This is a genomic window from Streptomyces sp. NPDC058674 (genome assembly GCF_042716505.1).
Classification (GTDB): domain Bacteria; phylum Actinomycetota; class Actinomycetes; order Streptomycetales; family Streptomycetaceae; genus Streptomyces.
On sequence record NZ_JBHXSC010000002.1, the window covers coordinates 104482 to 128353 of the forward strand.

Sequence of the window (23872 nt, forward strand, 5' to 3'; positions counted from 1 at the left end):
GGTCACCAGCGGTAGGCGGCCTCGTCCGCGGTACGGCGTGCGGGAGGGGGCGGGCCCGCGGCAGGTGCGGGCCCGCCCCCTCGGGAGCGCGGTGGGGCTACGGCCGCAGCTGCGGCTCGCGCTCCGGGTCGCGCTGGTCGAGCAGGGCGTCCGGCGAGGCCAGCGGCGCCGCCTCGGCCGAGTCGGCGAGCGCGGCGGCGGGGGCGACCCCGGCCCATTGGAGGATCTTCGCGGTGGCCAGCGTCCGCTCGCCGTCCAGGAGCTTGGCGACGTTCGCGCCGTGGTTGGCACCGGGGGCGGTCATCACGTAGCTGTCGCGCACCCCGTAGCCGAGGCGGAACGGTTCGGCGCCCCACGGGTCGTTCTGCCCGTACACGAACAGCATCTGGTTCGCGTTGTTGCGGACCCAGTTGTCCACGTCCGCCATGGCCCCCGGCTGGAAGGCCATCGGGATCTCGCGGGGCACGAAGTTGCGCGGCGGCTGGTAGCCGTAGCGGCTCAGGCCCTTGAGGTGGGGCTGCTTGATGTCGGGCGAACCGAGCTGGGTGCCCGCCTGGTAGTAGTACGGGGTGTACGTCTGCAGACCCTGGTCGGCGTAGGCCGAGAAGCCGGAGATCGCGTCAATGGTGTCCCAGATCTCCTGGTCTGTGGCGGTCGCGGCGGTCGGGATCGCGGCGCAGTCGGCGAGCAGGCTGTACTGCCAGAAGGCCCACACGTAGTCGAGCACGACCGCTTCGTATGCCTTGTCGAGGTCGCCGACGGTGGTGAAGGTCCAACCGTTCTCCGCGGCCGCGGCCGCGTACTTCGCCTCGAGCGGCTCGCGGCGCACGAGCGCCTCGCGCTGTACGGCGTTCAGCCGGTCGCGGCACTCCTTGGTGCCGACCTTGTTGAAGAACCGGTCGTAGGCCGAGTCCTCCTTGTTCACGACGTCGTTGGGCGCGACGTACGCGACGACACCGTCCATGTCCCGCGGGTAGTGGCGCTCGTAGTACGTCGCGGTCATGCCGCCCTTGCTGCCGCCCGTGGCCAGCCAGTTCTTCGTGTAGGTCTTCTTCAGGGCCGTGAAGAGGCGGTGCTGGTCACTGGCGGCCTGCCAGATGTCCAGGGTGGCCCAGTTGGCCGGATCGGGCCGCGAAGGGGTGAAGAAACGGTACTCCAGCGACACCTGGTTGCCGTCGACTATGGTCGTCGGCTCGCTGCGGCGCGGGCTGGTGTTGACGTTGTAGCCGGAGGTGAAGAACACCGTCGGCCGGGAGACGTCCTTGTGCAGCAGGGTCAGGCGCTGCTTGAAGGTGCCCTTCCACGGCTGCCGGTGGTCGACCGGCTGCTCGTAGTTCAGTACGAAGAAGCGGTACCCGGGGTACGGCTTCTCCTCGATCAGGCTCATGCCGGGAATGCCGAGGATCCGGTCCTTGATGTCCTTGATGTCCGTGGCGGCCGCCGGCTCCGCGGCGGTGGCCGCTTGTGCCGTGGAGCCGGCCGCACCCACGGTGCCGATCAGCACCACGAGTGACAGCAGCCATCCGAGCGTCTTGCGCATGCACCCTCCCCTTGAGTTCACTTCGGTCGCCGTGAACCTAGCCGGGCCAACACACCTCTGACCAGACCCGGTTGGGTCGCTCCGTCAGCACAGGATCCAGCCGGAGTCGACCGATCCGGCCCCCACGCCCCCCTTTACATACACGCAGCGACCGATCGCACCGACGGTGACGGGCCCGGCGTACCGGGTGAACCGCCCGGCATCGCGGACCGGGACCCCGCCGCGCGCTTGGATGCTCACCTCCATGGGGCGGCGCTCCCCCGGGACACGGGCCAACGCCATCGCACAGACCTGGGTGCGGGTCTTGTAGACGCGCACCTCCCCCGTCGCGAACGGCAGCGTGCGGACCGGCCGGCCGCCGCAGCGCTCGCCCGCGCCCTGCGCGGCCTGAGCCGCCGGCGCCGCGAACAGCGCGGCGGCGCAGAGCCCCAGTGCCGCCGCGAACACCCCCGTCACGGCCGCCGGCCGGCCGGGCCCCCTCGACCACTGCAACACCCTGCACCCCGTTCCGTCGTACGTACCACGTGCGTGCGTACGTACGACGCCCAGGTCCCGCAGAAGGTTGCAACGGGCAAGGACCCGGGGCGCGGACGGGCGGGGAGGGCCGTTGGCCCTCCCGCGACCGGCGGACCGGACGGACGCCGGACGCCGGACGCCGCGGCCCCGCGGCCCCCGCGGGCCCCTCCCTCGTACGAGTGCATCCACAACTCCCCAGCGGGCGGCCGGGAGTTCGCGATCACCGCGGAGATCACGCTGGGCGGACACGAGGCTGACCGCCGAGGACGCGGACGCGCCGTTCGCGAGGATCGACAAGAACCACGACGGGTACCTGTCCGTGGACGAACTCCTCGACGCCGTACGCGACTACTACACCGGCACCGACGAGGACGCCCCCGGCAACCTGCTCTTCGGCGAGCTCTGAGACCGCGCGGCGGTCAGGCCGCCGCGGCCGGCGCGTCCTCGCCGGCGAAGGTGCGCCACAGGTCGGCGTACCGCCCGCCGCGGTCCAGGAGTTCGGCGTGGGTGCCGTCCTCCACGACCCGGCCGCGGTCCATGACCACCACCCGGTCGGCGCGGGCCGCGGTGGTCAGCCGGTGGGCCACCACCAGGGTGGTGCGCTTGCCCGCGAGCCGGTCGGTGGCCCGGTTGACCTGGGCCTCCGTCGCCAGGTCCAGGGCCGCGGTCGCCTCGTCGAGCAGCAGCACGTCCGGATCGACGAGCTCGGCGCGGGCCAGCGCGATCAGCTGGCGCTGGCCGGCCGAGAGGTTGCGGCCGCGCTCGGCGACGGTGTGCAGGTAGCCGCCGTCGAGCGTGGCGATCATGGCGTGCGCGCCGACCGCGCGGGAGGCGGCCTCCACCTCGGCGTCACTCGCGCCGGGCCGCCCGTAGGCGATGGCGTCGCGCACCGTCCCGGGGAAGAGGTAGGGCTCCTGCGGGACGACGCCCAGCCGGTGGCGGTACGCCGTCAGGTCGAGCTCCCGCAGGTCGGTGCCGTCGGCGGTGACCCGGCCGGAGGTCGGATCGTAGAACCGGGCCACCATCTTGACCAGCGTGGACTTGCCCGCTCCGGTCTCACCGACGAAGGCCACGGTCTGGCCGGCGGGAATCCGCAGGCTGATGCCGGCCAGGGCCTCGCCCTTCTCGCCGCGCTCCTCGGCGGTGCCGTACTGGAAGCGGACGTCCTCGAAGGCGATATCCCCGCTCAGTGCCGCGACCCGGCGGGGCTCGGCGGGCCGCGGGGTGCTGGTGGGCTCGCGGAGCAGCCCCTGGATGCGGCCGAGGGAGACGGTCGCCTGCTGGTAGCCGTCGAAGACCTGGGAGAGCTGCTGGACCGGGGCGAAGAACAGGTCGATGTAGAGCAGGTACGCCACCAGCGCGCCGGTGGTCAGGGTGCCCGCCTCGACCCGGCCCGCGCCGACGATCAGCACGGCGGCCGCCGCGCCCGAGGACAGCAGCTGGACGAAGGGGAAGTAGACGGAGATCAGCCACTGGCCGCGGACCCGGGCCGCGCGGTACGCGTCGCTGCGCTCCGCGAAGCGGACGGCGCCCACCCCCTCGCGGCGGAAGGCCTGGACGATGCGCAGACCGGCGACGGACTCCTGGAGGTCGGCGTTGACCAGGCTGACCCGGTCGCGGGCAAGCTCGTAGGCGGCGACGGACCTGCGGCGGAAGAAGACGGTGCCGACCACGAGCAGCGGCAGGGTGGCGAAGACGATCAGCGCGAGCTCGACGTCGAGGACGAGCAGGGCGATCAGGATGCCGAAGAAGGTGAAGACGGAGACGACGGCGGTGACGAGGCCGGTCTGGAGGAAGGTGGACAGGGCGTCCACGTCCGTGGTCATCCGCGTCATGATCTTGCCGGTGAGCTCGCGCTCGTAGAAGTCGAGGCCGAGGCGCTGCAGCTGGGCGAAGATCTTGACGCGCAGGGCGTAGAGCACGCGTTCACCGGTGCGGCCCGTCATCCGGGTCTCGGCGAACTGCGCGGCCCACTGGGCGATGACGATCACCAGGGCGAGCGCGGCCGCCACCCAGACGGCTCCGAGGGCGGCCTGTTCGACGCCCTGGTCGATGCCGTGCCGGATCAGGATCGGCAGGAGCAGCCCGGATCCCGCGTCGACGGCGACGAGAGCGAGGCTGATCGCGAGCGGCGCCCAGAAGCCGCCGAGCAGCCGGCGCAGGCCGTAGCTCTCCTCGGCGGAGGCGGCGCGGCTCTCGTCCACCTCGGGGCGGTCCTCGGCGGGCGGCAGTGCGGCCACCTGCGCGAGCAGCTCAGGGGTGGCGGGCATGCCCGCCACGGCCCCGGCCATGGAGTGTCCGGCGCCCGGCGCTCCGGTGGCGGCGGCCGGGGCGGCGGGGGACCCGCCGTCCGACTCGTCCTGGCGCCGCCACAGCTCGGGGGTGACCCCGTCGGCGACCCGGCGCTTGGCGTTGACGGGCTCGGAGTCGATCTCGGCTTCGAGCTCGATGTCCCGTTCGAGGTCGCTGTCGCGGCCGAGGTCGCGCTCGAACTCGGCCATCGGGGCGTCCGGGGTGCGCGGCGAACCGGCGCCGAGGGCGTCGGGGTCGGTCAGCAGCCTGCGGTACAGGGCGGAGCGGCGCTCCAGCTCCTCGTGCGTACCGATGTCGGAGAGCCGGCCGCCGTCGAGGACGGCGATCCGGTCGGCCAGGGCGAGCGTGGAGCGGCGGTGGGCGATCAGCAGGGTGGTGCGGCCGGCCATGACGGCCCGCAGCGCCTCGTGGATCTCGTGCTCGACGCGGGCGTCCACCGCGGAGGTGGCGTCGTCGAGGAGGAGCAGCCGGGGGTCGGTGAGGATGGCCCGGGCGAGCGCGATGCGCTGGCGCTGGCCGCCGGACAGGGTGAGCCCCTGCTCGCCGACCTTCGTGTCGTACCCGGCGGGCAGGGCCTCGATGAACCCCTCGGCCTGGGCGGCGCGGGCGGCGGCCCGGATCTGCTCCTCGCCGGCCTCGGGGTGCCCGTAGGCGATGTTCGCGCGGATGGTGTCGGAGAAGAGGAACGAGTCCTCCGGGACGAGCCCGATCGCCGACCGCAGGGACGCGTACGTCAGCTCGCGGACGTCGTGGCCGCCGACGCGGACGACTCCGGAGTCGGCGTCGTAGAAGCGGGGCAGCAGCAGCGAGACGGTGGACTTGCCGCTGCCGGAGGAGCCGACGAGGGCGACCGTCTCGCCCTCGTCGAGGGAGAGCGAGAAGCCGTCGAGGACGGGCCGGTCGGTGTCGTACCCGAAGCGGACGGCGTCGAACTCGACGGTGGCCGGCGCGTCGGCGGGGAGCGCGGTCGCGCCCTCCCGGATGGCCGGCTCGGTGTCGATCAGCTCGAAGACGCGCTCCACGCCGGCGCGGGCCTGCTGGCCGACGGTGAGGACCATGGCGAGCATGCGGACCGGACCGACGAGCTGGGCGAGGTAGGTCGAGAAGGCGACGAAGGTGCCGAGGGTGACCTGGCCGCGGGTGGCCATCCAGCCGCCGAGGGCCAGCATGGCGACCTGGGCGAGGGCGGGTACGGCCTGGAGGGCGGGGGTGTAGCGGGAGTTCAGGCGGATGGTGCGCATCCGGCCGGCGAACAGCCGGCGGCTCGCGGCCCGCAGCTTGCCGGTCTCCTGGTCCTCCTGGCCGAAGCCCTTGACGACGCGGACGCCGGTGACGGCCCCGTCCACGACGGTCGCGACGGCGGCGGCCTGGCCCTGGGCCCACCAGGTGGCGGGGAAGAGCTTCTTGCGGCTGCGCTTGGCGATGAACCAGAGGGCCGGGGCCATCAGCAGGGCGACGAGGGTGAGCAGCGGGGACAGCCACAGCATGATGCCGAGGGATATCCCGAAGAGGAGGAAGTTGCCGACGGTCATGGGCAGCATGAAGAGCAGCCCTTGGATCAGCTGGAGATCGCTGGTGGCCCGGCCGACGACCTGCCCGGTGGAGAGCTCGTCCTGGCGGCGGCCGTCGAGGCGGGCGATGGTGTCGTACATGTCGGTGCGCAGGTCGTGCTGCACGTCGAGGGCGAGGCGGCCGCCGTAGTACCGGCGGATGTAGGTGAGCACGTAGACGAGCAGGGCGGCGGCTATGAGCATCCCGGCCCAGGGCGCCATGTCCTTGGTCTTGTCCCCGATGACGTCGTCGATGATCACCTTGGTGACCAGCGGCACGAGGGCCATGACGGCCATGCCGGCCAGCGAGGAGCCGAGTGCGAGGAGCACGTTGGTCCTGTACCGCCAGGTGTAGGCGGTCAGCCTCCGGGCCCAGCCCTGTTCGTCCCCGGTCGCCGTCTCTGCCGCCGTCACGTGATGCCTCCCCGTCGCTGCTGTCCTGCCGCCTCCCCCAACGCGCCGACCGGCGGATTTCATCCCGCCGCAACAATCGAACGGGTTTATCCGCTGTTCGGCGAGCCGTTCTGGTCCGTACGGGTCACGGGGGCAGCGGGGGCGCCCGCGGGGGGTCCGGCGATACTCGGCCCATGACGATCAAGGAAACCGGCGCCGATCCGGACCTCTGGGTCCGCGGGGCGACGACGCGGCCGGCACCGGCCGCACCCCGCCCCCAACCGGCCCCCCGCCCGGCCCCGACGGCGGCCCCGGGATGGGGCCCGGGCCTGGAGGCGGAACCGGGCCCGGAGGCGGAACCGGGCCCGGAGGCGGAACCGGCGGAGGACGACCTCTTCCTGTCGGGCTGGTTCGCTCCGGTCTAACCAGGTCCGGTGAGGACGTCCGCAAGGAACGCCCGGCGTCCCTCAGACGTGCGTCGGGGCGAACATCCTGAGGGTCGCGGGGAGGACCAGGACCGAGGGGCCCGGGGTGGCGAGGGACGTCGTGAGGTCCTCGCGGAGGGTGGCCGGGGTGGTGGTGGCCGCCGGGATGCCGAAGGAGGCCGCCAGGGCGACGAAGTCGGGGCGGGTCAGTTCCGTGGCCACCGGGGCGTCGAACGCGGCCGTCATGTACTCGCGCAGGATGCCGTAGCCGCCGTCGTCCACGATCAGCCAGGTGACGTCGAGGTCGTGCTGGCGGGCCGTGGCCAGGTCCGCGATCGAGTACATCGCGCCGCCGTCGCCGGAGACCGCCAGGACGGGGGTGCCCGGTTCCGCGACGCAGGCGCCCAGCGCCGCCGGGAAGGCGTAGCCGAGGCCGCCCGCGCCCTGCGCCGAGTGCATGGTGTTCGGGTGCCCGGGGTCGAAGGCCGACCAGGCCCAGTAGGACAGGATCGTCATGTCCCAGAAGGACGGGGACCGGGCCGGGAGGGCGGCGCGGATCGAGGCCAGCAGCTCCTGCTCCAGGGTGACGTCCTGGGCGGACAGGCGGGCCGCGATGTCCGCGAGGACCATGCGCACGCGTTCCGGGGCGGTGGGGTCCTCCCGCTCCGGCACGGTCTCCAGCAGGGCCTGGAGCGCGAGGCGGGCGTCCGCGTGGATGCCCAGGCCGGCGTGGTTGGACTCCAGCTTGCCGAGGTCCGCCTCGATCTGGACGACGCGGCCCGTGGGGAAGAACGTGTGGTAGTTCGAGGAGAGCTCCCCCAGCCCCGAGCCCACCACCAGCAGGACGTCCGCGTCCTCCAGGAAGTCCGTCATGTGGCGGTCCTCCAGCCAGGACTGGAGGGAGAGCGGGTGCTTCCAGGGGAAGGCGCCCTTGCCGCCGAAGGTGGTGACCACCGGCGCGTTGAGGCGTTCCGCCAGCTGCCTGAGCTTGCCCGCGGCGTCGGCGCGGACCACTCCCCCGCCCGCGATGATCACCGGCCGGGAGGCGTTCGACAGCCAGTGCGCCGCCAGCGCCGTCAGCTCCGGCCGCGGGGCGGACTCGTGCGGGGTCGCGTCCATGCCCGTGACCTGCGGGATGAGCGTTCCGGCGCGGAGCACGTCCTCCGGGATCTCCACCCAGACCGGCCCGTGGGGGGCCGTGAGGGCCGATTCCCAGGCCTCGGCCACCACCGACGGGATCTGCGAGGGCGTACGGGCGGTGTGCACGGACTTGACCACCTCCCGGAAGGAGGCGGACTGGTCGCGCAGCTCGTGCAGGTGGCCGCGCCGCCCGCCGCCCAGCCCCGCGACCGGCACCTGCGAGGCGATGGCCAGAACGGGGGCGGAAGCGGCCGCGGCCTCCGCCAGCGCGGGCAGGGCCATCAGCGCGCCCGGGCCCGTGGACAGCAGGAGCGGGACCGCCTCGCCGGTGATGCGGCCGTACGCATCGGCGGCGAAGGCGGCGTTGTTCTCCGTGCGGAGGCCGACCAGTCGCAGGTCGGAGCGGCCCACCGCGTCGAAGAGGGCCAGCGCGTGCTGGCCGGGCAGCCCGAAGGCGGTGGTCGCGCCCAGCGAGCGCAGTGTCTCCACGACCAGGTCCCCGCCCGTGCGCCCCGGCGGCGGCGCCAGGGCGGCGGCCGTCTGGGCCTCGGTGGGACGGAGTACCAGGTCGTGGTCGTGCGTCACGTGCGCTTACTCGCCCTTCGGGTTCGCCGGCACCGTCATCCGGCAGCCTTCGCGGCGGCGATCTGACGGCTCATGATGGTGGTCAGCTCGTACGCGGTGTGCGAGGCCGCGACGGAGGTGATCTCCGCGTGATCGTACGCCGGGGCGACCTCGACGACATCTGCGGAGACGAGGTTGCAGGAGGACAGACCGCGGATGATCTCCAGGAGCTCGCGGGAGGTCATGCCGCCCGCCTCCGGGGTGCCGGTGCCGGGGGCGTGCGCGGGGTCCAGCACGTCGATGTCGATCGAGATGTACAGCGGCCGGTCGCCGATGCGCTGGCGCAGCTGGTCGGCGACCTCGTCGGCGCCGCGCCGGTAGACGTCGGCCGAGGTGACGATGCCGAAGCCCATCTTGGCGTCGTCGGTCAGGTCCTGCTTGCCGTACAGCGGGCCGCGGGTACCGACGTGGGAGAGCGCCTCGGTGTCGAGGATGCCCTCCTCGACGGCGCGGCGGAACGGCGTGCCGTGCGTGTACTCGGCGCCGAAGTAGGTGTCCCAGGTGTCCAGGTGCGCGTCGAAGTGCAGCAGCGCGACGGGGCCGTGCTTCTTGGCGACCGAGCGGAGCAGCGGGAGGGCGATGGTGTGGTCGCCGCCGAGGGTCATCAGGCGGGAGCCGGCGCCGAGCAGTTCGTCGGCGGCGGCCTCGACCGTCTCGACGGCCTCGTTGATGTTGAAGGGGTTCACGGCGATGTCGCCGGCGTCCGCGACCTGCGCGAGGGCGAAGGGGGAGGCGTCCTGGGCCGGGTTGTACGGGCGCAGCAGGCGCGAGGCCTCGCGGATGGCGTTGCCGCCGAAGCGGGCGCCGGGGCGGTAGGACACGCCGGAGTCGAAGGGGACGCCCACGACGGCGACGTCGGCGGAGCCGACCTCGTCCAGGCGCGGCAGCCGGGCGAAGGTCGCGGGGCCCGCGTACCGGGGGATGCGGGAGGAGTCGACGGGTCCGCGCGGCTGCGTGCTCATGAGGGGGTGCCCTTCTGGAGGTCCTGCTGGGGGTCCTGCGGTGGCCGCCGGGGGTCCGCCCGGGGGGGTGCTGCTGGGGGGTACTGCTGGGGGACCGGGTCCTGCGGGTGCGGTGCTTCGAGCGTAAACGGACACCCCGGGCACGCGACGTGTACGTTTCATACACCACGCTTCCCCGATGTGTACGGAGTATCCATGGAGGCCCCTCCCACCGCCCCGGTGTCCCTCGCCCGGCTGCTCGCCGATGCCGAGCTGGGGCTGCGGCACCTGGCCGGGCCCGCCGACGGTGAGGTGCACGGGGTGCACGCCTCCGAGATGGCGGACCCGTCGCCGTACCTGCTGGGCGGTGAGCTGCTGCTGACGGCGGGGGCCGAGCCGGCCGATCCGGAGGAGTACGTGGCCCGGCTGGTACGGGCGGGCGTGGCGGCGCTGGGCTTCGGGGTGGCGCCGGTGCACGAGGCGGCGCCGCCCGGACTGGCCGAGGCGTGCGCGCGGCACGGGCTGCCGCTGCTGGAGGTCCCGCCCGGCACCCCGTTCACGGCGGTCGCCCGCGCGGTCTGGCGGCTGATGGCGGAGGCAAGGACGCGCGAGCTGCGCCGGGTCACCGAGGCCCAGCAGTCCCTCGCGGCGGCGGCCGCCCGGCCGGACCCGGTCCCGGCGGTGCTCCGCCGGCTCGCGTCCGCCCTGGGCGGACGGGTCGAGCTGACCCCGGACGGCCGGTCCGCGGGCGGGCCGGTGCCCGCGCGGGCCGCCGAGGCGCTCGCCGGCCTGCTGGCCCGGGTCGGCCGCCCGGGGGGCCCGGCCACGGCCACCGACGAGGTGGCGGGCTGGCACCTCACGGCCCACGCCCTGCCCCGCCCCCCGGAACCACCCCCCGCGAACGCCCCGCCACCGTCCGGCCCTCCACCGACCGGCCCTCCACCGACTGTGCCGACGACGGGCGGGCCGGTGACGGCCGGCTCGGCAGTAGGCGGGGGTCCGGCGCCGGTCGGCCCGACGACGGCCCGGCAGGGCGGCGGGCCGCTCGGGGGGCCGGGGGCGACCGCTCGGGCGCTCGGGACCGCCACGCCCGCCCGCGCCCCCGGTGACCACACCATCGCCTCGGTGGCGGCCGTCCTGCTGGCTCTGCTCACAGCCGACCGGCCCGCCGGGGACGAGGCCGCGGCGCTGACCCGGCTGCTGCTCGGCGGCTCCCCCGCCGGATCGCTGGGCGGGCCGGGCCCCTGGTACGCCGTCCATGCCCGCGGCGGCGCCGACCCCCGGTCGCTCGCGGCAGCGCTGGGCACCGTACTGCTCGACCCGCACGAGGAGCCCGTACGCCTGCTCACCGACCGGGAGCCCGCTCCGCAGCCCGGGTGGCGGCTGGGGGTCAGCGCCCCGGCCGCGCCCGCGGACCTGGCGGCCGCCGACGCGCAGGCGCGGCGGGCCCTGGAGCGGGCGGAGGCGGCCCGCAGCCCCCTGGCCCGCCACACCGACCCCGGCTTCACGGGCCTGGTCGGCGAAGCCGAGGCCCGCGCCCACGCCGAGGCACTGCTCGGGCCCCTCTCCCCCGCGCTGCGGGACACGCTGCGCGCATGGCTGGCCCACCACGGCAGCTGGGACCGCTCGGCCGGCGCGTTGGGCGTGCACCGCAACACCGTCCGCCAGCGCATCGCCCGCACCTCGGCCCTCCTCGGCCGAGACCTGGACGAGGCGGACACCCGGATGGAGCTGTGGTTCGCCTTGCGCAGTGCCTCCGCGCCCCCGGCAGGCCGCGCTCCGGCAGGGGACGCCCCCTCACGCGGCTGACCGCCGTCGGCCGGGAGCCGCGGGAGGTCCCCGCGCGCGTCCTCCCCAGGGGGTCCGGGGAGATGTCTGGACAGAATCGGCAACCCGCCGGTAACTTACGATGAGCAAGCGCTTAGCCATGGCGGCGGACCGCCGCGACCGAAGGGAGCCGGCCGTGCGCCGTACCGTTTTCACCGAGGACCACGAGGCGTTCCGCGAGACCATCCGCGCCTTCATCGAGGCCGAGGTCGTCCCCGTCTACGACGAGTGGTTCCAGGCCGGCCAGGCGCCGCGCGACTTCTACTACAAGCTGGGCGAGCTGGGCGTCTTCGGCATCAACGTGCCCGAGGAGTTCGGCGGCGCGGGCCTGGACACCCACAAGTTCGAAGCCGTCCTCTACGAGGAGACCTCGCGCGCGGGCGTCAACTTCGGCGGCTCCGGCGTGCACGTGCTGCTCGCCCTCCCCTACATCAAGATGCTCTCCACCGACGAGCAGAAGAAGCGCTACCTGCCGAAGTTCGTCACCGGCGAGGAGATGTGGGCGCTCGCCATGACCGAGCCGGGCACCGGCTCCGACGTCGCCGGCATGAAGACCACCGCCAAGCTCTCCGAGGACGGCACCCACTACGTCCTCAACGGCTCCAAGACCTTCATCACCGGCGGCGTGCACGCCGACCGGGTGATCGTCTGCGCCCGCACCTCCGCCCCGCGCGAGGACGACCGCCGCTTCGGCATCTCCCTCTTCGCCGTGGACACCAAGTCCGAGGGCTACTCGATCGGCCGCAAGCTCGACAAGCTCGGCCTGCGCACCTCCGACACGGCCGAGCTCGCCTTCGTCGACGTGAAGGTCCCGGTCGAGGACCTGATGGGCGAGGAGAACAAGGGCTTCTACTACCTCGGCGCCAACCTGCCGTCCGAGCGCTGGGGCATCGCCTTCGGCGCGTACGCCCAGGCCAAGGCCGCCGTCCGGTTCGCCCAGCAGTACGTGACCGACCGCACCGTCTTCGGCAAGCCGGTCGCGCACTTCCAGAACACCAAGTTCGAACTGGCCTCCTGCCAGGCCGAGGTGGACGCGGCCGAGGCGGTCGCCGACCGCGCCCTGGAGGCGCTGGACGCCGGGGAGCTGACCGCCGCCGAGGCCGCGTCCGCGAAGCTCTTCTGCACCGAGGTCGCGCACCGCGTGATCGACAAGTGCCTCCAGCTGCACGGCGGTTACGGCTACATGAACGAGTACCCGATCGCCCGCCTGTACGCCGACAACCGCGTGAACCGCATCTACGGCGGCACCAGCGAGGTCATGAAGTCGATCATCGCCAAGTCGATGGGCCTGTAGGGGACCAGAGGTCCGCACCCCTCCCCCATGAACGAGGCACTGACGACGCTCCTCGATCTGCTCGACCTGGAGCAGATCGAGGAGAACATCTTCCGCGGTACCAGCCGCTCGGCGCTGGTACCGCGGGTCTTCGGCGGTCAGGTCGCGGCCCAGGCGCTGGTCGCGGCCGGCCGGACCGTGCCCGAGGACCGCACCGCGCACTCGCTGCACTCGTACTTCCTGCGCGCCGGCGACCCCGGCGCGCCCATCGTGTACTCGGTGGACCGCATCCGCGACGGCCGCTCCTTCACCACGCGCCGGGTCGTCGCCGTCCAGCACGGCCAGCCGGTCTTCCACCTCTCCGCGTCGTTCCAGACGTACGAGGAGGGCCTCGACCACCAGGCCGCGATGCCCGGCGCCCCGGACCCGGAGACCCTGCCGACGGCCGCCGAGGCGCTCCCCGCCCACCGGGAGGTCTTCCGCGACCCGGACACCGTGGAGCGGCTGATCGAGGCGCGCGCGGCGGTGGACCTGCGCTACGCGACGGTCCCGCCGTGGGGCAGCGTCGGCGCGCCGGTGGAGCCGCGCTCGCAGGTGTGGTTCCGCACGGCCGGGAAGCTGGAGAGCGACGACCCCCTGCTGCACACCTGCCTGGCCACGTACGTCTCGGACATGACGCTGCTCGACTCGGTGCTGCTCGCCCACGGGCGGGGCGGCTGGGCCGTCGGCGACGTGGTGGGCGCCTCGCTGGACCACGCGATGTGGTTCCACCGGCCGTTCCGCGCCGACGAGTGGCTGCTGTACGACCAGGAGTCGCCCTCGGCGGCGGCCGGCCGGGGCCTCGGCCAGGCCCGCATCTGGACGCAGGACGGACGCCTGGCGGTGACGGTCATCCAGGAGGGCGTCGTCCGCGTCCCCCGCGCCTGACCCCGGCCGCCGGCGCGGGGGCCCGGGGGCCTTCTCCCACCGGGCCTACGCGTCGAGCAGGCCCGCCGCGTCCAGCAGGTACGCCACCATCGGGTCGTAGTAGCGCGGGTCGCGGACGTGGTCGTCCAGGGGCACCGCCACCTGGAGGGTGCCCTCCGCCTCGGCGAGGAAGAGCGCCGGGTCGTTGCAGTCGGCGTAGCCCACCGCGTCCAGGCCCCGCTGGGCCGCGCAGCCCGCCCAGCCGTGGTCGGCGACGACCAGGTCCGGCTGCGGGCGGCCGGAAGCCGCCAGGCCGTCCAGGATGGCGCCCATCGGCTCCGGGGAGTGGGTGTGCCACAGGGTCGCGCCGCGCTCCAGCACCGCGACGTCGGCGAACTGCCACACCGAGCCCTCGTCGGCGTGCAGCCCGGCCGGGATGACGACGATCTCGCAGCCGGCCGCCCGCAGTGCGGCGGCGGTCGCCCGGTGGACGTCGAGCAGCCCGCCCGGGTGGCCGGTGGCCAGCAGCACGCTCTGGCGGTCCAAGGCGGCCTTGCGCAGCCGCGCCGCCAGCCGGTCCAGGCCGGACACGGTCAGCTCCGGGTCGATGGTGTCCTGGCCGAAGCGGTGCTCGGCGTCGTCCACGACCCCGCACCGCTCGGCCATCACCGCGAGGACGTCCTGCTCGTCGCTCCAGCGGTCGCCCAGCTCCAGGCCGAGCCAGTAGTGCCGGTCGCCGTTGGCGAGCTTGCGGTAGTGGGAGAGGTTGTTCTCGCGCGGGGTCGCGACCTGCCCCGCGATGCGGGTGCGCACCAGGTGGTCGACGAGTTCGGCGCGGCTCGGCGGTTCGACGGATCGGTCGGGCGTCTGTATCGGCTTCGGCATACGGCTCATTCTGCCGCCGCCCAGGCGGAGGCGCTCCGTCCATCTCGTCCTCCGGACGCGCCCGCTCACGCCGACAGCGCCCCGAACGCCCCGTGCGCCAGCCTGCGCAGCAGCGATTCCGTCGCCCCCCGGCCCAGCGCCGCCAGGTGCGGGGTGGAGTTCAACAGGCCGAAGACGGCGTGGACGGAGACCCGCACCTCGGCCTCGCCGACCTGCGGGTGCAGTTCGCGTACGACGGCCACCCACAGCTCCACGTACTGGCGCTGGAGCTGCCGGACGAGCTTGCGGTCGGCGTCCCGCAGCCGGTCCAGCTCCCGGTCGTGCAGGGTGATCAGCGCCCGGTCGTCGAGCGCGAAGTCGATGTGGCCGTCGATGAGGGACGACAGGACCCGCGCCGGGTCGCCCAGCGCCTCGGCCACCCGGTGGCGGCCCCCGGTCAGCAGCCGTTCGCTGATGCCGACCAGCAGCTCGGCGAGCATGGCGTCCTTGCCCGCGAAGTGCCGGTACAGGCCGGGGCCGCTGATGCCCACCGCGGCCCCTATCTCGTCGACGCCGACCCCGTGGAATCCGCGCGCGGCGAAGAGTCGAGCGGCCTCGTTGAGGATCTGCTCGCGACGGGTGGGGGCGGCCGCTCTGGTGCTCATGGGAAACCATTCTAGACAGGGGCGTTAGCGCTCGTTAACCTGAGCGCCAGAAGCGTTAACGCTCATTAACAGCGTGCACCGAGCAAGGGAGCTCGACCGATGCAGCAGGCACCAGTGCTGACGAGCACGGCGGACCCGGCGTCCGCGGCCTGGCGGGCCAACGAGGCCGCCCACCGCGAGCTCGCCGAGGGCCTGCGCGCCCGCCTGGAGGCGGCCCGGCTCGGCGGCGGCGAGAAGGCCCGCGCCCGCCACACCGCCCGGGGCAAGCTCCTCCCGCGCGACCGCGTGGACGCCCTCCTCGACCCCGGATCGCCCTTCCTGGAGCTGGCCCCGCTGGCCGCCGAGGGCATGTACGGGGGCGCCGCCCCGGCCGCCGGGGTCATCGCGGGCATCGGCCGGGTCAGCGGCCGCGAGTGCGTCATCGTCGCGAACGACGCCACCGTCAAGGGCGGCACGTACTACCCGATGACCGTCAAGAAGCACCTGCGCGCCCAGGAGGTGGCCCTGGAGAACCGTCTCCCCTGCCTCTACCTGGTCGACTCGGGCGGTGCCTTCCTCCCCATGCAGGACGAGGTCTTCCCCGACCGGGAGCACTTCGGCCGCATCTTCTACAACCAGGCGCGCATGTCGGGCGCCGGCATCCCGCAGATCGCCGCCGTCCTGGGCTCCTGCACGGCGGGCGGCGCGTACGTGCCGGCGATGAGCGACGAGGCCGTCATCGTGCGCGGCCAGGGCACGATCTTCCTCGGCGGCCCGCCGCTGGTGAAGGCCGCCACCGGCGAGGTGGTCACGGCCGAGGAGCTCGGCGGCGGCGAGGTCCACTCCCGGATCTCCGGGGTGACCGACCACCTCGCGGAGGACGACGCGCACGCGCTGCGGATCGTACGGAACATCGTGGCGACCCTGCCCGACCGCGCGGCCCTGCCCTGGTCGGTGGAGGCCCCCGAGGAGCCGAAGGCGGATCCGTTCGGGCTGTACGGCGCGGTCCCCGTCGACTCCCGCACCCCCTACGACGCGCGCGAGATCATCGCCCGGATCGCGGACGGCTCCCGCTTCCAGGAGTTCAAGGCGGAGTTCGGGCAGACGCTGGTCACCGGCTTCGCCCGGATCCACGGCCACCCGGTCGGGATCGTCGCCAACAACGGCATCCTGTTCGCCGAATCCGCCCAGAAGGGCGCCCACTTCATCGAGCTGTGCGACCAGCGCGGCATCCCGCTGCTGTTCCTGCAGAACATCTCGGGCTTCATGGTCGGCCGCGACTACGAGGCGGGCGGCATCGCCAAGCACGGCGCCAAGATGGTCACCGCCGTGGCGTGCACCCGGGTCCCGAAGCTGACCGTGGTGGTCGGCGGCTCGTACGGCGCGGGCAACTACTCGATGTGCGGGCGGGCCTACTCGCCCCGGTTCCTGTGGATGTGGCCCAACGCCAAGATCTCCGTGATGGGCGGCGAGCAGGCGGCCTCGGTGCTGGCCACCGTCAAGCGGGACCAGATCGAAGGCGCGGGCCAGGAGTGGCCGTCCGAGGACGAGGAGGCCTTCAAGGCCCCGGTGCGCGCCCAGTACGAGGAGCAGGGCAACGCCTACTACGCCACCGCCCGACTGTGGGACGACGGGGTCATCGACCCCCTGGAGACCCGGCAGGTGCTGGGACTCGCCCTGACCGCGTGCGCGAACGCCCCCCTGGGCGACTCCGCTTTCGGCATCTTCCGTATGTGACGTGAGGACCATGCAGATGTTCAGCACTGTTCTGGTGGCGAACCGGGGCGAGATCGCGGTACGCGTCATCCGCACCCTGCGGGAGCTGGGGGTGCGCTCGGTCGCGGTCTTCAGCGACGCGGACGCGGACGCCCGGCACGTCCGGGAGGCCGACACGGCCGTCCGGATCGGCCCGGCCGCCGCAGCCGAGAGCTACCTGTCGGTCGAGCGGCTGCTGGACGCGGCCCGCCGCACCGGCGCCGAGGCCGTCCACCCCGGCTACGGCTTCCTCGCGGAGAACGCGGCCTTCGCCGCCGCCTGCGCCGACGCCGGGCTGGCCTTCATCGGGCCGCCCGCCTCCGCGATCTCCCTGATGGGGGACAAGATCCGGGCCAAGGAGACGGTGCGGGCGGCCGGCGTGCCGGTGGTCCCGGGCTCCTCGGGCAGCGGGCTCTCCGACGCCGAACTGGCCGCCGCCTCCCGGGAGATCGGCATGCCGGTGCTGTTGAAGCCCTCGGCGGGCGGCGGCGGCAAGGGCATGCGGCTGGTGCGCGACGAGGCGGTGCTGGCCGAGGAGATCGCGGCGGCGCGGCGCGAGGCGAAGTCCTCCTTCGGCGACGACACCCTGCTCGTGGAGCGCTGGGTGGACCGGCCGCGGCACATCGAGATCCAGGTGCTCGCGGACGCCCACGGGAACGTGGTCCACCTGGGCGAGCGGGAGTGCTCCCTCCAGCGGCGGCACCAGAAGGTGATCGAGGAGGCGCCGTCGGTCCTGCTGACGCCGGAGCTGCGGGAGTCGATGGGCGCGGCGGCCGTGGAGGCCGCCCGCTCGTGCGGGTACGTCGGCGCGGGGACGGTGGAGTTCATCGTCCCGGGCGGGGACCCGTCCTCGTACTACTTCATGGAGATGAACACCCGGCTCCAGGTCGAGCACCCGGTGACGGAGCTCGTCACCGGGCTGGACCTCGTGGAGCAGCAGCTGCGGGTCGCGGCCGGCGCGGAGCTGGGCTTCGGCCAGTCCGACGTGTCCCTGACCGGCCACGCGATCGAGGCCCGCGTCTGCGCGGAGGACCCGGCCCGCGGGTTCCTGCCGTCGGGCGGCACGGTCCTCGCCCTGTCCGAGCCGTCGGGCGGGGCGGTCCGCACGGACTCCGGCCTGGTGGCGGGCGTACCGGTGGGCTCCGCCTACGACCCGATGCTGTCCAAGGTCATCGCGTACGGCCCGGACCGGGCGACGGCGCTGCGGGTGCTGCGGGGCGCGCTCGCCGACACCGTGATCCTGGGCGTCCAGACGAACACCGGGTTCCTGCGGCGGCTCCTCGCCCACCCGGACGTGGTCGCGGGCGACCTGGACACGGGCCTGGTCGAGCGCGACCTGGCCGGACTCCTGCCGGAGGGCGTCCCGCCGGAGGTGTACGCGGCGGCCGCGCTGCTGTCCCGGCCGGCCGCCCCCGCGGGCGGCGGCTGGCGCGACCCCTTCGACGTGCCGAACGGCTGGCGGCTGGGCGGCACCCCCGCCTGGACGGTCCACCCCTTCCGCCTCCCGGGCCAGGACCCGGTCACGGTCCGCACCCGCCTCCAGGGCTCCGACACGGAACTCCTCCTCCCGACCGCCGACGATGACGCCGACGCCGGCAGCGGCCAGAGTCCAGCCCCGCCGGCGATGGAGGCGCGGGGTCCGGGGCGGAGCCCCGCGGCACCGGCCCGCGCCCGGATCGTCAGCCGCACCCCCGACACCCTCACCCTCGAACTCGACGGCGTCACCCACCGCTTCAGCCACGCGACCTCCCCGGAGGGGACCTGGCTGGGCCGCGACGGCGACAGCTGGCACGTCCAGGACCACGACCCCGTGGCGGCAGCGCTCGGCGGCCGGGGCCAGGGCGGCGCCGGAACCCTCGCCGCGCCCATGCCGGGCACCGTCACCGTCGTGAAGGTGGCCGTCGGGGACGAGGTCGTGGCCGGTCAGAGCCTGCTCGTCGTGGAGGCGATGAAGATGGAGCACGTCATCTCCGCACCGCACGCCGGCACCGTCACCGAGCTCGATGTCACGCCCGGCACCACCGTCGCCATGGACCAGGTCCTGGCCGTGGTGACCCCGGACGAGGAGGTGGCCGCGTGAACGGCCTGCCCATGAAGGTCCCCGCGGCCGGCCTCCTGGCCCGGGTCCGCATCCACGAGGTCGGCGCCCGCGACGGCCTGCAGAACGAGAAGACGGCCGTACCGACCGCCGTCAAGGCGGAGTTCGTCCACCGCCTCGCCGCCGCCGGACTGACCACCATCGAGGCCACCAGCTTCGTGCACCCCGCGTGGGTGCCCCAGCTGGCCGACGCCGAGGAGCTCTTCCCGCTGCTCGCGGACGTGGCGGCGGAGCTCCCCGTCCTGGTCCCCAACGAGCGCGGCCTGGACCGCGCGCTCGCCCTGGGCGCCACCCGCATCGCGGTGTTCGGCTCGGCCACCGAGACCTTCGCCTCCCGCAACCTGAACCGCACGGTCGCCGAGTCCCTCGCAATGTTCGAGCCCGTCGTGGCCCGGGCCCGGCAGGCCGGCGCCCACGTCCGCGGCTACCTCTCGATGTGCTTCGGCGACCCGTGGGAGGGGCCGGTCCCGCTCCCCCAGGCCGTCTCCGTCGCCAAGGCCCTGCTGGACCTCGGCTGCGACGAGCTGAGCCTCGGCGACACCATCGGCGTCGCCACCCCGGGCCACGTCCATGCCCTGCTGGAGGCCCTGAACGGCGCGGGCGTCGCCACCGAGCGGATCGGCGTGCACTTCCACGACACGTACGGCCAGGCCCTGTCCAACACCCTCGCCGCACTCCGGCACGGCGTGACCACCGTCGACGCCTCCGCCGGGGGCCTCGGCGGATGCCCGTACGCGAAGAGCGCCACCGGGAACCTCGCCACCGAGGACCTGGTGTGGATGCTCGACGGCCTCGGCATCGAAACCGGGGTCGACCTCGCCGCCCTCACCGCCACGAGCGTGTGGATGGCCGAACAGCTGGGCCGGCCCAGCCCCTCCCGCACCGTCCGCGCCCTCTCCCACAAGGAGTAGTCACACCATGCCCCTCGACCACCGGCTCACCCCCGAGCACGAGGAACTCCGCCGCACTGTCGAGGAGTTCGCGCACGACGTCATCGCCCCGAAGATCGGCGACCTGTACGAGCGGCACGAGTTCCCGTACGAGATCGTCCGCGAGATGGGCCGCATGGGCCTGTTCGGCCTGCCCTTCCCCGAGGAGTACGGCGGCATGGGCGGGGACTACCTCGCCCTGGGCATCGCCCTGGAGGAGCTCGCCCGGGTCGACTCCTCCGTCGCCATCACCCTGGAGGCCGGGGTCTCCCTCGGCGCCATGCCGATCTTCCTCTTCGGCACGGAGGAGCAGAAGCGCGAGTGGCTGCCGAGGATGTGCTCCGGCGAGGTGCTGGGCGCCTTCGGCCTGACCGAGCCGGACTGCGGTTCGGACGCGGGCGGCACCCGGACCACGGCCGTCCGTGAGGGCGACGAGTGGGTGATCAACGGCTCCAAGTGCTTCATCACCAACTCCGGTACGGACATCACGGGCCTGGTCACCGTCACCGCCGTGACCGGCCGCAAGGCGGACGGCCGGCCGGAGATCTCCTCGATCATCGTCCCGTCCGGCACCCCGGGCTTCACGGTGGCCGCGCCCTACTCGAAGGTCGGGTGGAACGCCTCGGACACCCGCGAGCTGTCCTTCGCGGACGTGCGGGTGCCCCTCGCCAACCTCGTCGGCGAAGAGGGCCGCGGGTACGCGCAGTTCCTCCGCATCCTGGACGAGGGGCGCATCGCCATCTCGGCGCTCGCCACCGGCCTCGCGCAGGGCTGTGTGGACGAGTCGGTCAAGTACGCCCACGAGCGGAAGGCCTTCGGCCGCCCGATCGGCGACAACCAGGCCATCCAGTTCAAGCTCGCGGACATGGAGATGCGCGCCCACATGGCGCGCGTCGGCTGGCGCGACGCGGCCTCCCGGCTGGTGGCGGGCGAGCCGTTCAAGAAGGAGGCGGCCATCGCGAAGCTGTACTCCTCGACCGTGGCCGTGGACAACGCCCGCGAGGCCACCCAGATCCACGGCGGCTACGGGTTCATGAACGAGTACCCGGTGGCCCGCATGTGGCGCGATTCGAAGATCCTGGAGATCGGCGAGGGCACCAGCGAGGTCCAGCGCATGCTGATCGCCCGCGAGCTGGGCTTCTCCGCCTGACACCCCATCCGGCCCGCCCCCTGCCCGGCCGCGCGCACGCGCCCGCAGGGGGCGGGCCCGTGCGCGGCCGGGGCCCCTGCACCCATCTGACGAAGGTTAGGCTAACCTTCCTTCCGAACGCCCCCCGGCCACCCTGCGCGCACGAAAGCGGACACCGACATGCCCCAGTCCCGGACCCCCCTCCTCACCCGCCGCGGCCTCCTGGCCGCCGGCGGCGCCCTCGGCCTCGTCGTGGCACTCGCCGCGTGCGGCGGCAACGACACGGCGAAGGGCGACGGCGGCAAGGACAAGGGCGCCGCCTCGGGTCCCTGGTCCTTCAAGGACGACCTCGGCAAGGACGTCAGCGCCAAGGCCACACCGAAGAACATCGTCGCCTTCACCGGCACCGCCGCCGCGCTCTCCGACTACGGCATCCCGGTCAAGGGCGTCTTCGGCCCGACCAAGACCGGCGACGGCAAGCCCGACGTCCAGGCCGGCACGATGGACATCTCCAAGGTCGAGATCCTCGGGAACGCCTACGACCAGTTCAACGTGGAGAAGTACGCGGCCCTGCGGCCCGACCTCCTCGTCACCAACACCTGGGACGGCACCTACTGGTACGTCCCGGAGGCCGCGAAGGACAAGATCCTGAAGCTCGCGCCCGCCGCCGCGATCGGCGCCGGCGGCGACGTCACCATGGACAAGGCCCTCCAGCGCACCGCGGAGCTCGCCCAGTCCCTCGGCGCCGACCTGGAGTCCCGCAAGACGGTGGACGCCAAGGCCCGCTTCGAGGCCGCGGCCGGCAAGGTCCGCGAGGCCACGAAGGCCAACCCGGGCGTCAAGGTGCTCGCCGGCTCCGGCGCGGACGCCCTCTTCTACGTCTCCAGCCCCGACACCGCGGCCGACCTGAAGTACTTCAAGTCCCTCGGCGTCGAGTTCGTCACGCCGCAGAACCTGGGCGAGGGCGGCTTCTTCGAGAGCCTCAGCTGGGAGAACGCCGGCACGTACAAGGCCGACGTCATCCTGCTCGACAACCGCACCAGCGCCCTGCAGCCCGAGCAGCTGAAGGCCAAGCCGACGTGGGGCGAGCTGCCCGCCGTCAAGGCCGGCCAGGTCGTCCCGCGCATGGCCGAGCCGATCTACTCCTACGACAAGTGCGCCCAGCTCCTGGAGGACCTCGCCACGTCCATCCGGAACGCCAAGAAGGTCAGCTGACCCGCCGTCGGCGGCGCGGGCCACGCGCCGCCGGCCCGCACCTCATTGACCCCATTACTTAACTGAGGCTAACCTAAGAACGCAGGGTCGATCCGGGAGACCGACACCCTCGTGAACCCCGTCGCGACCCCCGCGCGGCGGTGTCAACGGGCCGGGCGGGGGCTCCGATACGGTCCCTCGGAGCCCCCGCCCGGCCCACCCCGTTCCTCAGCTCCAGGGGACGTCCGGCGACCGGTGGTAGTTCACACCCTGTGCGTCCAGCCGCGGACCCTGGGCCGCGAGCCGCTTGCGGTATCCGTCCCAGCCGAGCGAACCGGCCGGGGACCACCCCAGCTCCGCCAGCCCGAGCATCCGTGGGAAAGCCATGAACTCCCAGTCGGCGCGCGTCGCGACAGTCTCCGTCCACAGCGGGGCCTCCACCCCCAGCACGGCCGACTCCGGCACCCCGGCCAGATGGGCGCCCGGGTCCCAGGAGTACGCCCGCTCCACCGGGACGTAGCCGGCCCACGTCAGCCCCGGCTTCGTCGCCGCGTCGTACTTCATGTCCAGGTACAGCCGGTCGGACGGCGACAGGATCACCGGGTGTCCCGCCTGCGCGGCCGACGCCACCGCCGCCTTCTCCGCGGCGGCCGTCCTGTCGTGGCCCCAGTACTGGAGCACCGCGCCCTCGGCCGGCCCGGCCGCCGACAGCTGGTGCCAGGCCACGACCGTCTTGCCGTGCCTGCCGACCACGGCCTGCGCCCGGTCCATGAAGGCCTCGTAGTCCGCCGCGGGCGTCGAGTGCGCCTCGTCGCCGCCGATGTGCAGGTAGCGGCCCGGGGTCAGCTCCGCGACCTCGCCGAGCACCTCGTCGACGAACTCGTACGTCCGCTCCTTGCCCACGCACAGCGAGCTGAAGCCGACCTTGGTCCCCGTGTAGCGCTCGGGGGCCCTGCCGTCGCAGTTCAGCTCGGCGTACGAGGCCAGCGCCGCGTTCACGTGCCCCGGCATGTCGATCTCCGGGACCACGTCCACGTACCGCTCCCCCGCGTACGCCACGAGGTCGGCGTACTGCTCCTTCGTCCAGTACCCGCCGGGGCCCCCGCCGACCTCCGTCCCGCCGCCGTACTCGGCCAGCCGCGGCCAGGAGTCGACGGCCAGGCGCCACCCCTGGTCGTCGGTCAGGTGCACGTGCAGTGCGTTGACCTTGTACGGGACGAGCTGGTCGACGTACCGCTTGACCTGCTCCACCGTGAAGAAGTGCCGGGCGACGTCGACCATGGCCCCTCGGTACGCGAACCTGGGCCGGTCCTCCACCGTCCCGCCCGGCACCGTTCCGGGGCCCGCCGCCGGCAGCAGCTGGCGCAGCGTCTGGCCCGCGTGGAAGAGGCCGGCCGGGGTCCGCGCGGTCAGCGTCACCCCGCCGGGGGCGGATTCCAGCCGGTACCCCTCGTCGCCCACCCCCTCGGCCTCCTCGTCCAGCCGGAGCCGGATGCCGTCCCCGTCCGACCCGCCGACCACCGGGAGCGGGAGCCCGCTCGGGCCGCGCCACTGCTCCGCGAGGAGTTCGCCGACCCGGCGGACCTCCTCTCCGGGGCCCGCGCCCGTACGGATGACCGTGCCGGGCCCGACGGCGTAGCCGGGGCCTGCGGCCCGGACGGAGACCGGGGCCGGCAGCAGCCCTTCGAAGGGCGCGAGGGCGGCGGGGGGATCGTCGCCGGGCCGGGCGTCGTCACCGCGGGCGGCGGTGCAGGACAGCGCGGCGCCCAGTGCGAGGAGGGTGCCGAGCGTGCGTCGCAGGACTCTCATGG

18 protein-coding genes are annotated in these 23872 nt (G+C 73.6%); 10 read left to right on the plus strand and 8 right to left on the minus strand.

Translation table 11 applies throughout. The features are described from left to right. Nucleotides 1-97: 97 nt before the first annotated feature. Both ACFWU6_RS01755 and ACFWU6_RS01760 read right to left on the minus strand, forming a co-directional pair. Entirely contained in the window at nucleotides 98-1540 is a 1443-nt protein-coding gene (locus tag ACFWU6_RS01755) for a S28 family serine protease (RefSeq protein ID WP_383806185.1), read from the minus strand. A gap of 84 nt (nucleotides 1541-1624) precedes the next feature. Continuing rightward, entirely contained in the window at nucleotides 1625-1987 is a 363-nt protein-coding gene (locus ACFWU6_RS01760; RefSeq protein ID WP_383806182.1) for a hypothetical protein, read from the minus strand. Between the two features lie 160 nt (nucleotides 1988-2147). On the opposite strand from ACFWU6_RS01760, the gene ACFWU6_RS01765 reads away from it, so the two are divergent. Continuing rightward, nucleotides 2148-2462 (plus strand): hypothetical protein, encoded by a 315-nt coding sequence (locus tag ACFWU6_RS01765; RefSeq protein ID WP_383977587.1) that lies wholly within the window; start codon nucleotides 2148-2150, stop codon nucleotides 2460-2462. 13 nt (nucleotides 2463-2475) lie between these two features. Here ACFWU6_RS01765 and ACFWU6_RS01770 read toward each other — a convergent pair whose 3' ends face one another. After that, complete coding sequence (locus ACFWU6_RS01770; protein ID WP_383977590.1) at nucleotides 2476-6333, minus strand: ABC transporter ATP-binding protein; 3858 nt, start codon at nucleotides 6331-6333, stop codon at nucleotides 2476-2478. 173 nt (nucleotides 6334-6506) lie between these two features. Here ACFWU6_RS01770 and ACFWU6_RS01775 point away from each other — a divergent pair, with 173 nt between their 5' ends. Next, a complete protein-coding gene (locus tag ACFWU6_RS01775; RefSeq protein ID WP_383977593.1) occupies nucleotides 6507-6737 on the plus strand; it encodes a hypothetical protein in 231 nt (76 codons plus the stop codon). 42 nt (nucleotides 6738-6779) lie between these two features. On the opposite strand, the gene ACFWU6_RS01780 is transcribed toward ACFWU6_RS01775, so the two are convergent. Together ACFWU6_RS01780 and speB are read right to left on the minus strand one after the other, a co-directional pair. Further along, nucleotides 6780-8462 carry a thiamine pyrophosphate-binding protein gene (locus ACFWU6_RS01780; RefSeq protein WP_383977597.1) on the minus strand — a complete coding sequence of 561 codons (1683 nt, stop codon included), beginning with the start codon at nucleotides 8460-8462 and terminating at the stop codon, nucleotides 6780-6782. Nucleotides 8463-8497: 35 nt separating this feature from the next. Continuing rightward, a complete protein-coding gene (speB, locus tag ACFWU6_RS01785; protein WP_383806169.1) occupies nucleotides 8498-9463 on the minus strand; it encodes an agmatinase in 966 nt (321 codons plus the stop codon). Nucleotides 9464-9658: 195 nt separating this feature from the next. Here speB and ACFWU6_RS01790 point away from each other — a divergent pair, with 195 nt between their 5' ends. From ACFWU6_RS01790 to tesB, 3 genes are all read left to right on the plus strand, one after another. After that, nucleotides 9659-11251: a PucR family transcriptional regulator gene (locus ACFWU6_RS01790; protein ID WP_383977600.1), complete on the plus strand. Its 1593-nt coding sequence runs from the start codon at nucleotides 9659-9661 to the stop codon at nucleotides 11249-11251. Nucleotides 11252-11405: 154 nt separating this feature from the next. After that, on the plus strand, nucleotides 11406-12563 hold the full coding sequence (locus ACFWU6_RS01795; RefSeq protein ID WP_383806165.1) for an acyl-CoA dehydrogenase family protein: 1158 nt from the start codon (nucleotides 11406-11408) through the stop codon (nucleotides 12561-12563). Between the two features lie 27 nt (nucleotides 12564-12590). Continuing rightward, on the plus strand, nucleotides 12591-13469 hold the full coding sequence (gene tesB, locus ACFWU6_RS01800) for an acyl-CoA thioesterase II (RefSeq protein ID WP_383977603.1): 879 nt from the start codon (nucleotides 12591-12593) through the stop codon (nucleotides 13467-13469). A 45-nt stretch (nucleotides 13470-13514) separates the two neighbouring features. Here the strand turns inward: tesB and ACFWU6_RS01805 are convergent, their stop codons facing one another. Both ACFWU6_RS01805 and ACFWU6_RS01810 read right to left on the minus strand, forming a co-directional pair. Further along, a complete protein-coding gene (locus ACFWU6_RS01805; protein ID WP_383806162.1) occupies nucleotides 13515-14342 on the minus strand; it encodes a phosphatase in 828 nt (275 codons plus the stop codon). Between the two features lie 56 nt (nucleotides 14343-14398). Beyond that, the gene (locus tag ACFWU6_RS01810) at nucleotides 14399-14977 is read right to left on the minus strand and encodes a TetR/AcrR family transcriptional regulator (RefSeq protein ID WP_383806160.1); all 579 of its coding nucleotides are present in this window, start codon (nucleotides 14975-14977) and stop codon (nucleotides 14399-14401) included. A gap of 99 nt (nucleotides 14978-15076) precedes the next feature. Here ACFWU6_RS01810 and ACFWU6_RS01815 point away from each other — a divergent pair, with 99 nt between their 5' ends. From ACFWU6_RS01815 to ACFWU6_RS01835, 5 genes are all read left to right on the plus strand, one after another. Further along, nucleotides 15077-16693, plus strand: a complete 1617-nt coding sequence (locus tag ACFWU6_RS01815) for a carboxyl transferase domain-containing protein (RefSeq protein WP_383977606.1) — start codon at nucleotides 15077-15079, stop codon at nucleotides 16691-16693. A 16-nt stretch (nucleotides 16694-16709) separates the two neighbouring features. Next, nucleotides 16710-18791, plus strand: a complete 2082-nt coding sequence (locus ACFWU6_RS01820) for a biotin carboxylase N-terminal domain-containing protein (RefSeq protein WP_383977609.1) — start codon at nucleotides 16710-16712, stop codon at nucleotides 18789-18791. A gap of 11 nt (nucleotides 18792-18802) precedes the next feature. Continuing rightward, the gene (locus tag ACFWU6_RS01825; protein ID WP_383977725.1) at nucleotides 18803-19720 is read left to right on the plus strand and encodes a hydroxymethylglutaryl-CoA lyase; all 918 of its coding nucleotides are present in this window, start codon (nucleotides 18803-18805) and stop codon (nucleotides 19718-19720) included. Nucleotides 19721-19727: 7 nt separating this feature from the next. Next, a complete protein-coding gene (locus ACFWU6_RS01830) occupies nucleotides 19728-20888 on the plus strand; it encodes an acyl-CoA dehydrogenase family protein (protein ID WP_383806151.1) in 1161 nt (386 codons plus the stop codon). A gap of 159 nt (nucleotides 20889-21047) precedes the next feature. Beyond that, nucleotides 21048-22082 (plus strand): ABC transporter substrate-binding protein, encoded by a 1035-nt coding sequence (locus ACFWU6_RS01835; protein ID WP_383806148.1) that lies wholly within the window; start codon nucleotides 21048-21050, stop codon nucleotides 22080-22082. 207 nt (nucleotides 22083-22289) lie between these two features. On the opposite strand, the gene ACFWU6_RS01840 is transcribed toward ACFWU6_RS01835, so the two are convergent. After that, nucleotides 22290-23870 (minus strand): beta-N-acetylhexosaminidase, encoded by a 1581-nt coding sequence (locus tag ACFWU6_RS01840; RefSeq protein WP_383977612.1) that lies wholly within the window; start codon nucleotides 23868-23870, stop codon nucleotides 22290-22292. Nucleotides 23871-23872: the final 2 nt, after the last annotated feature.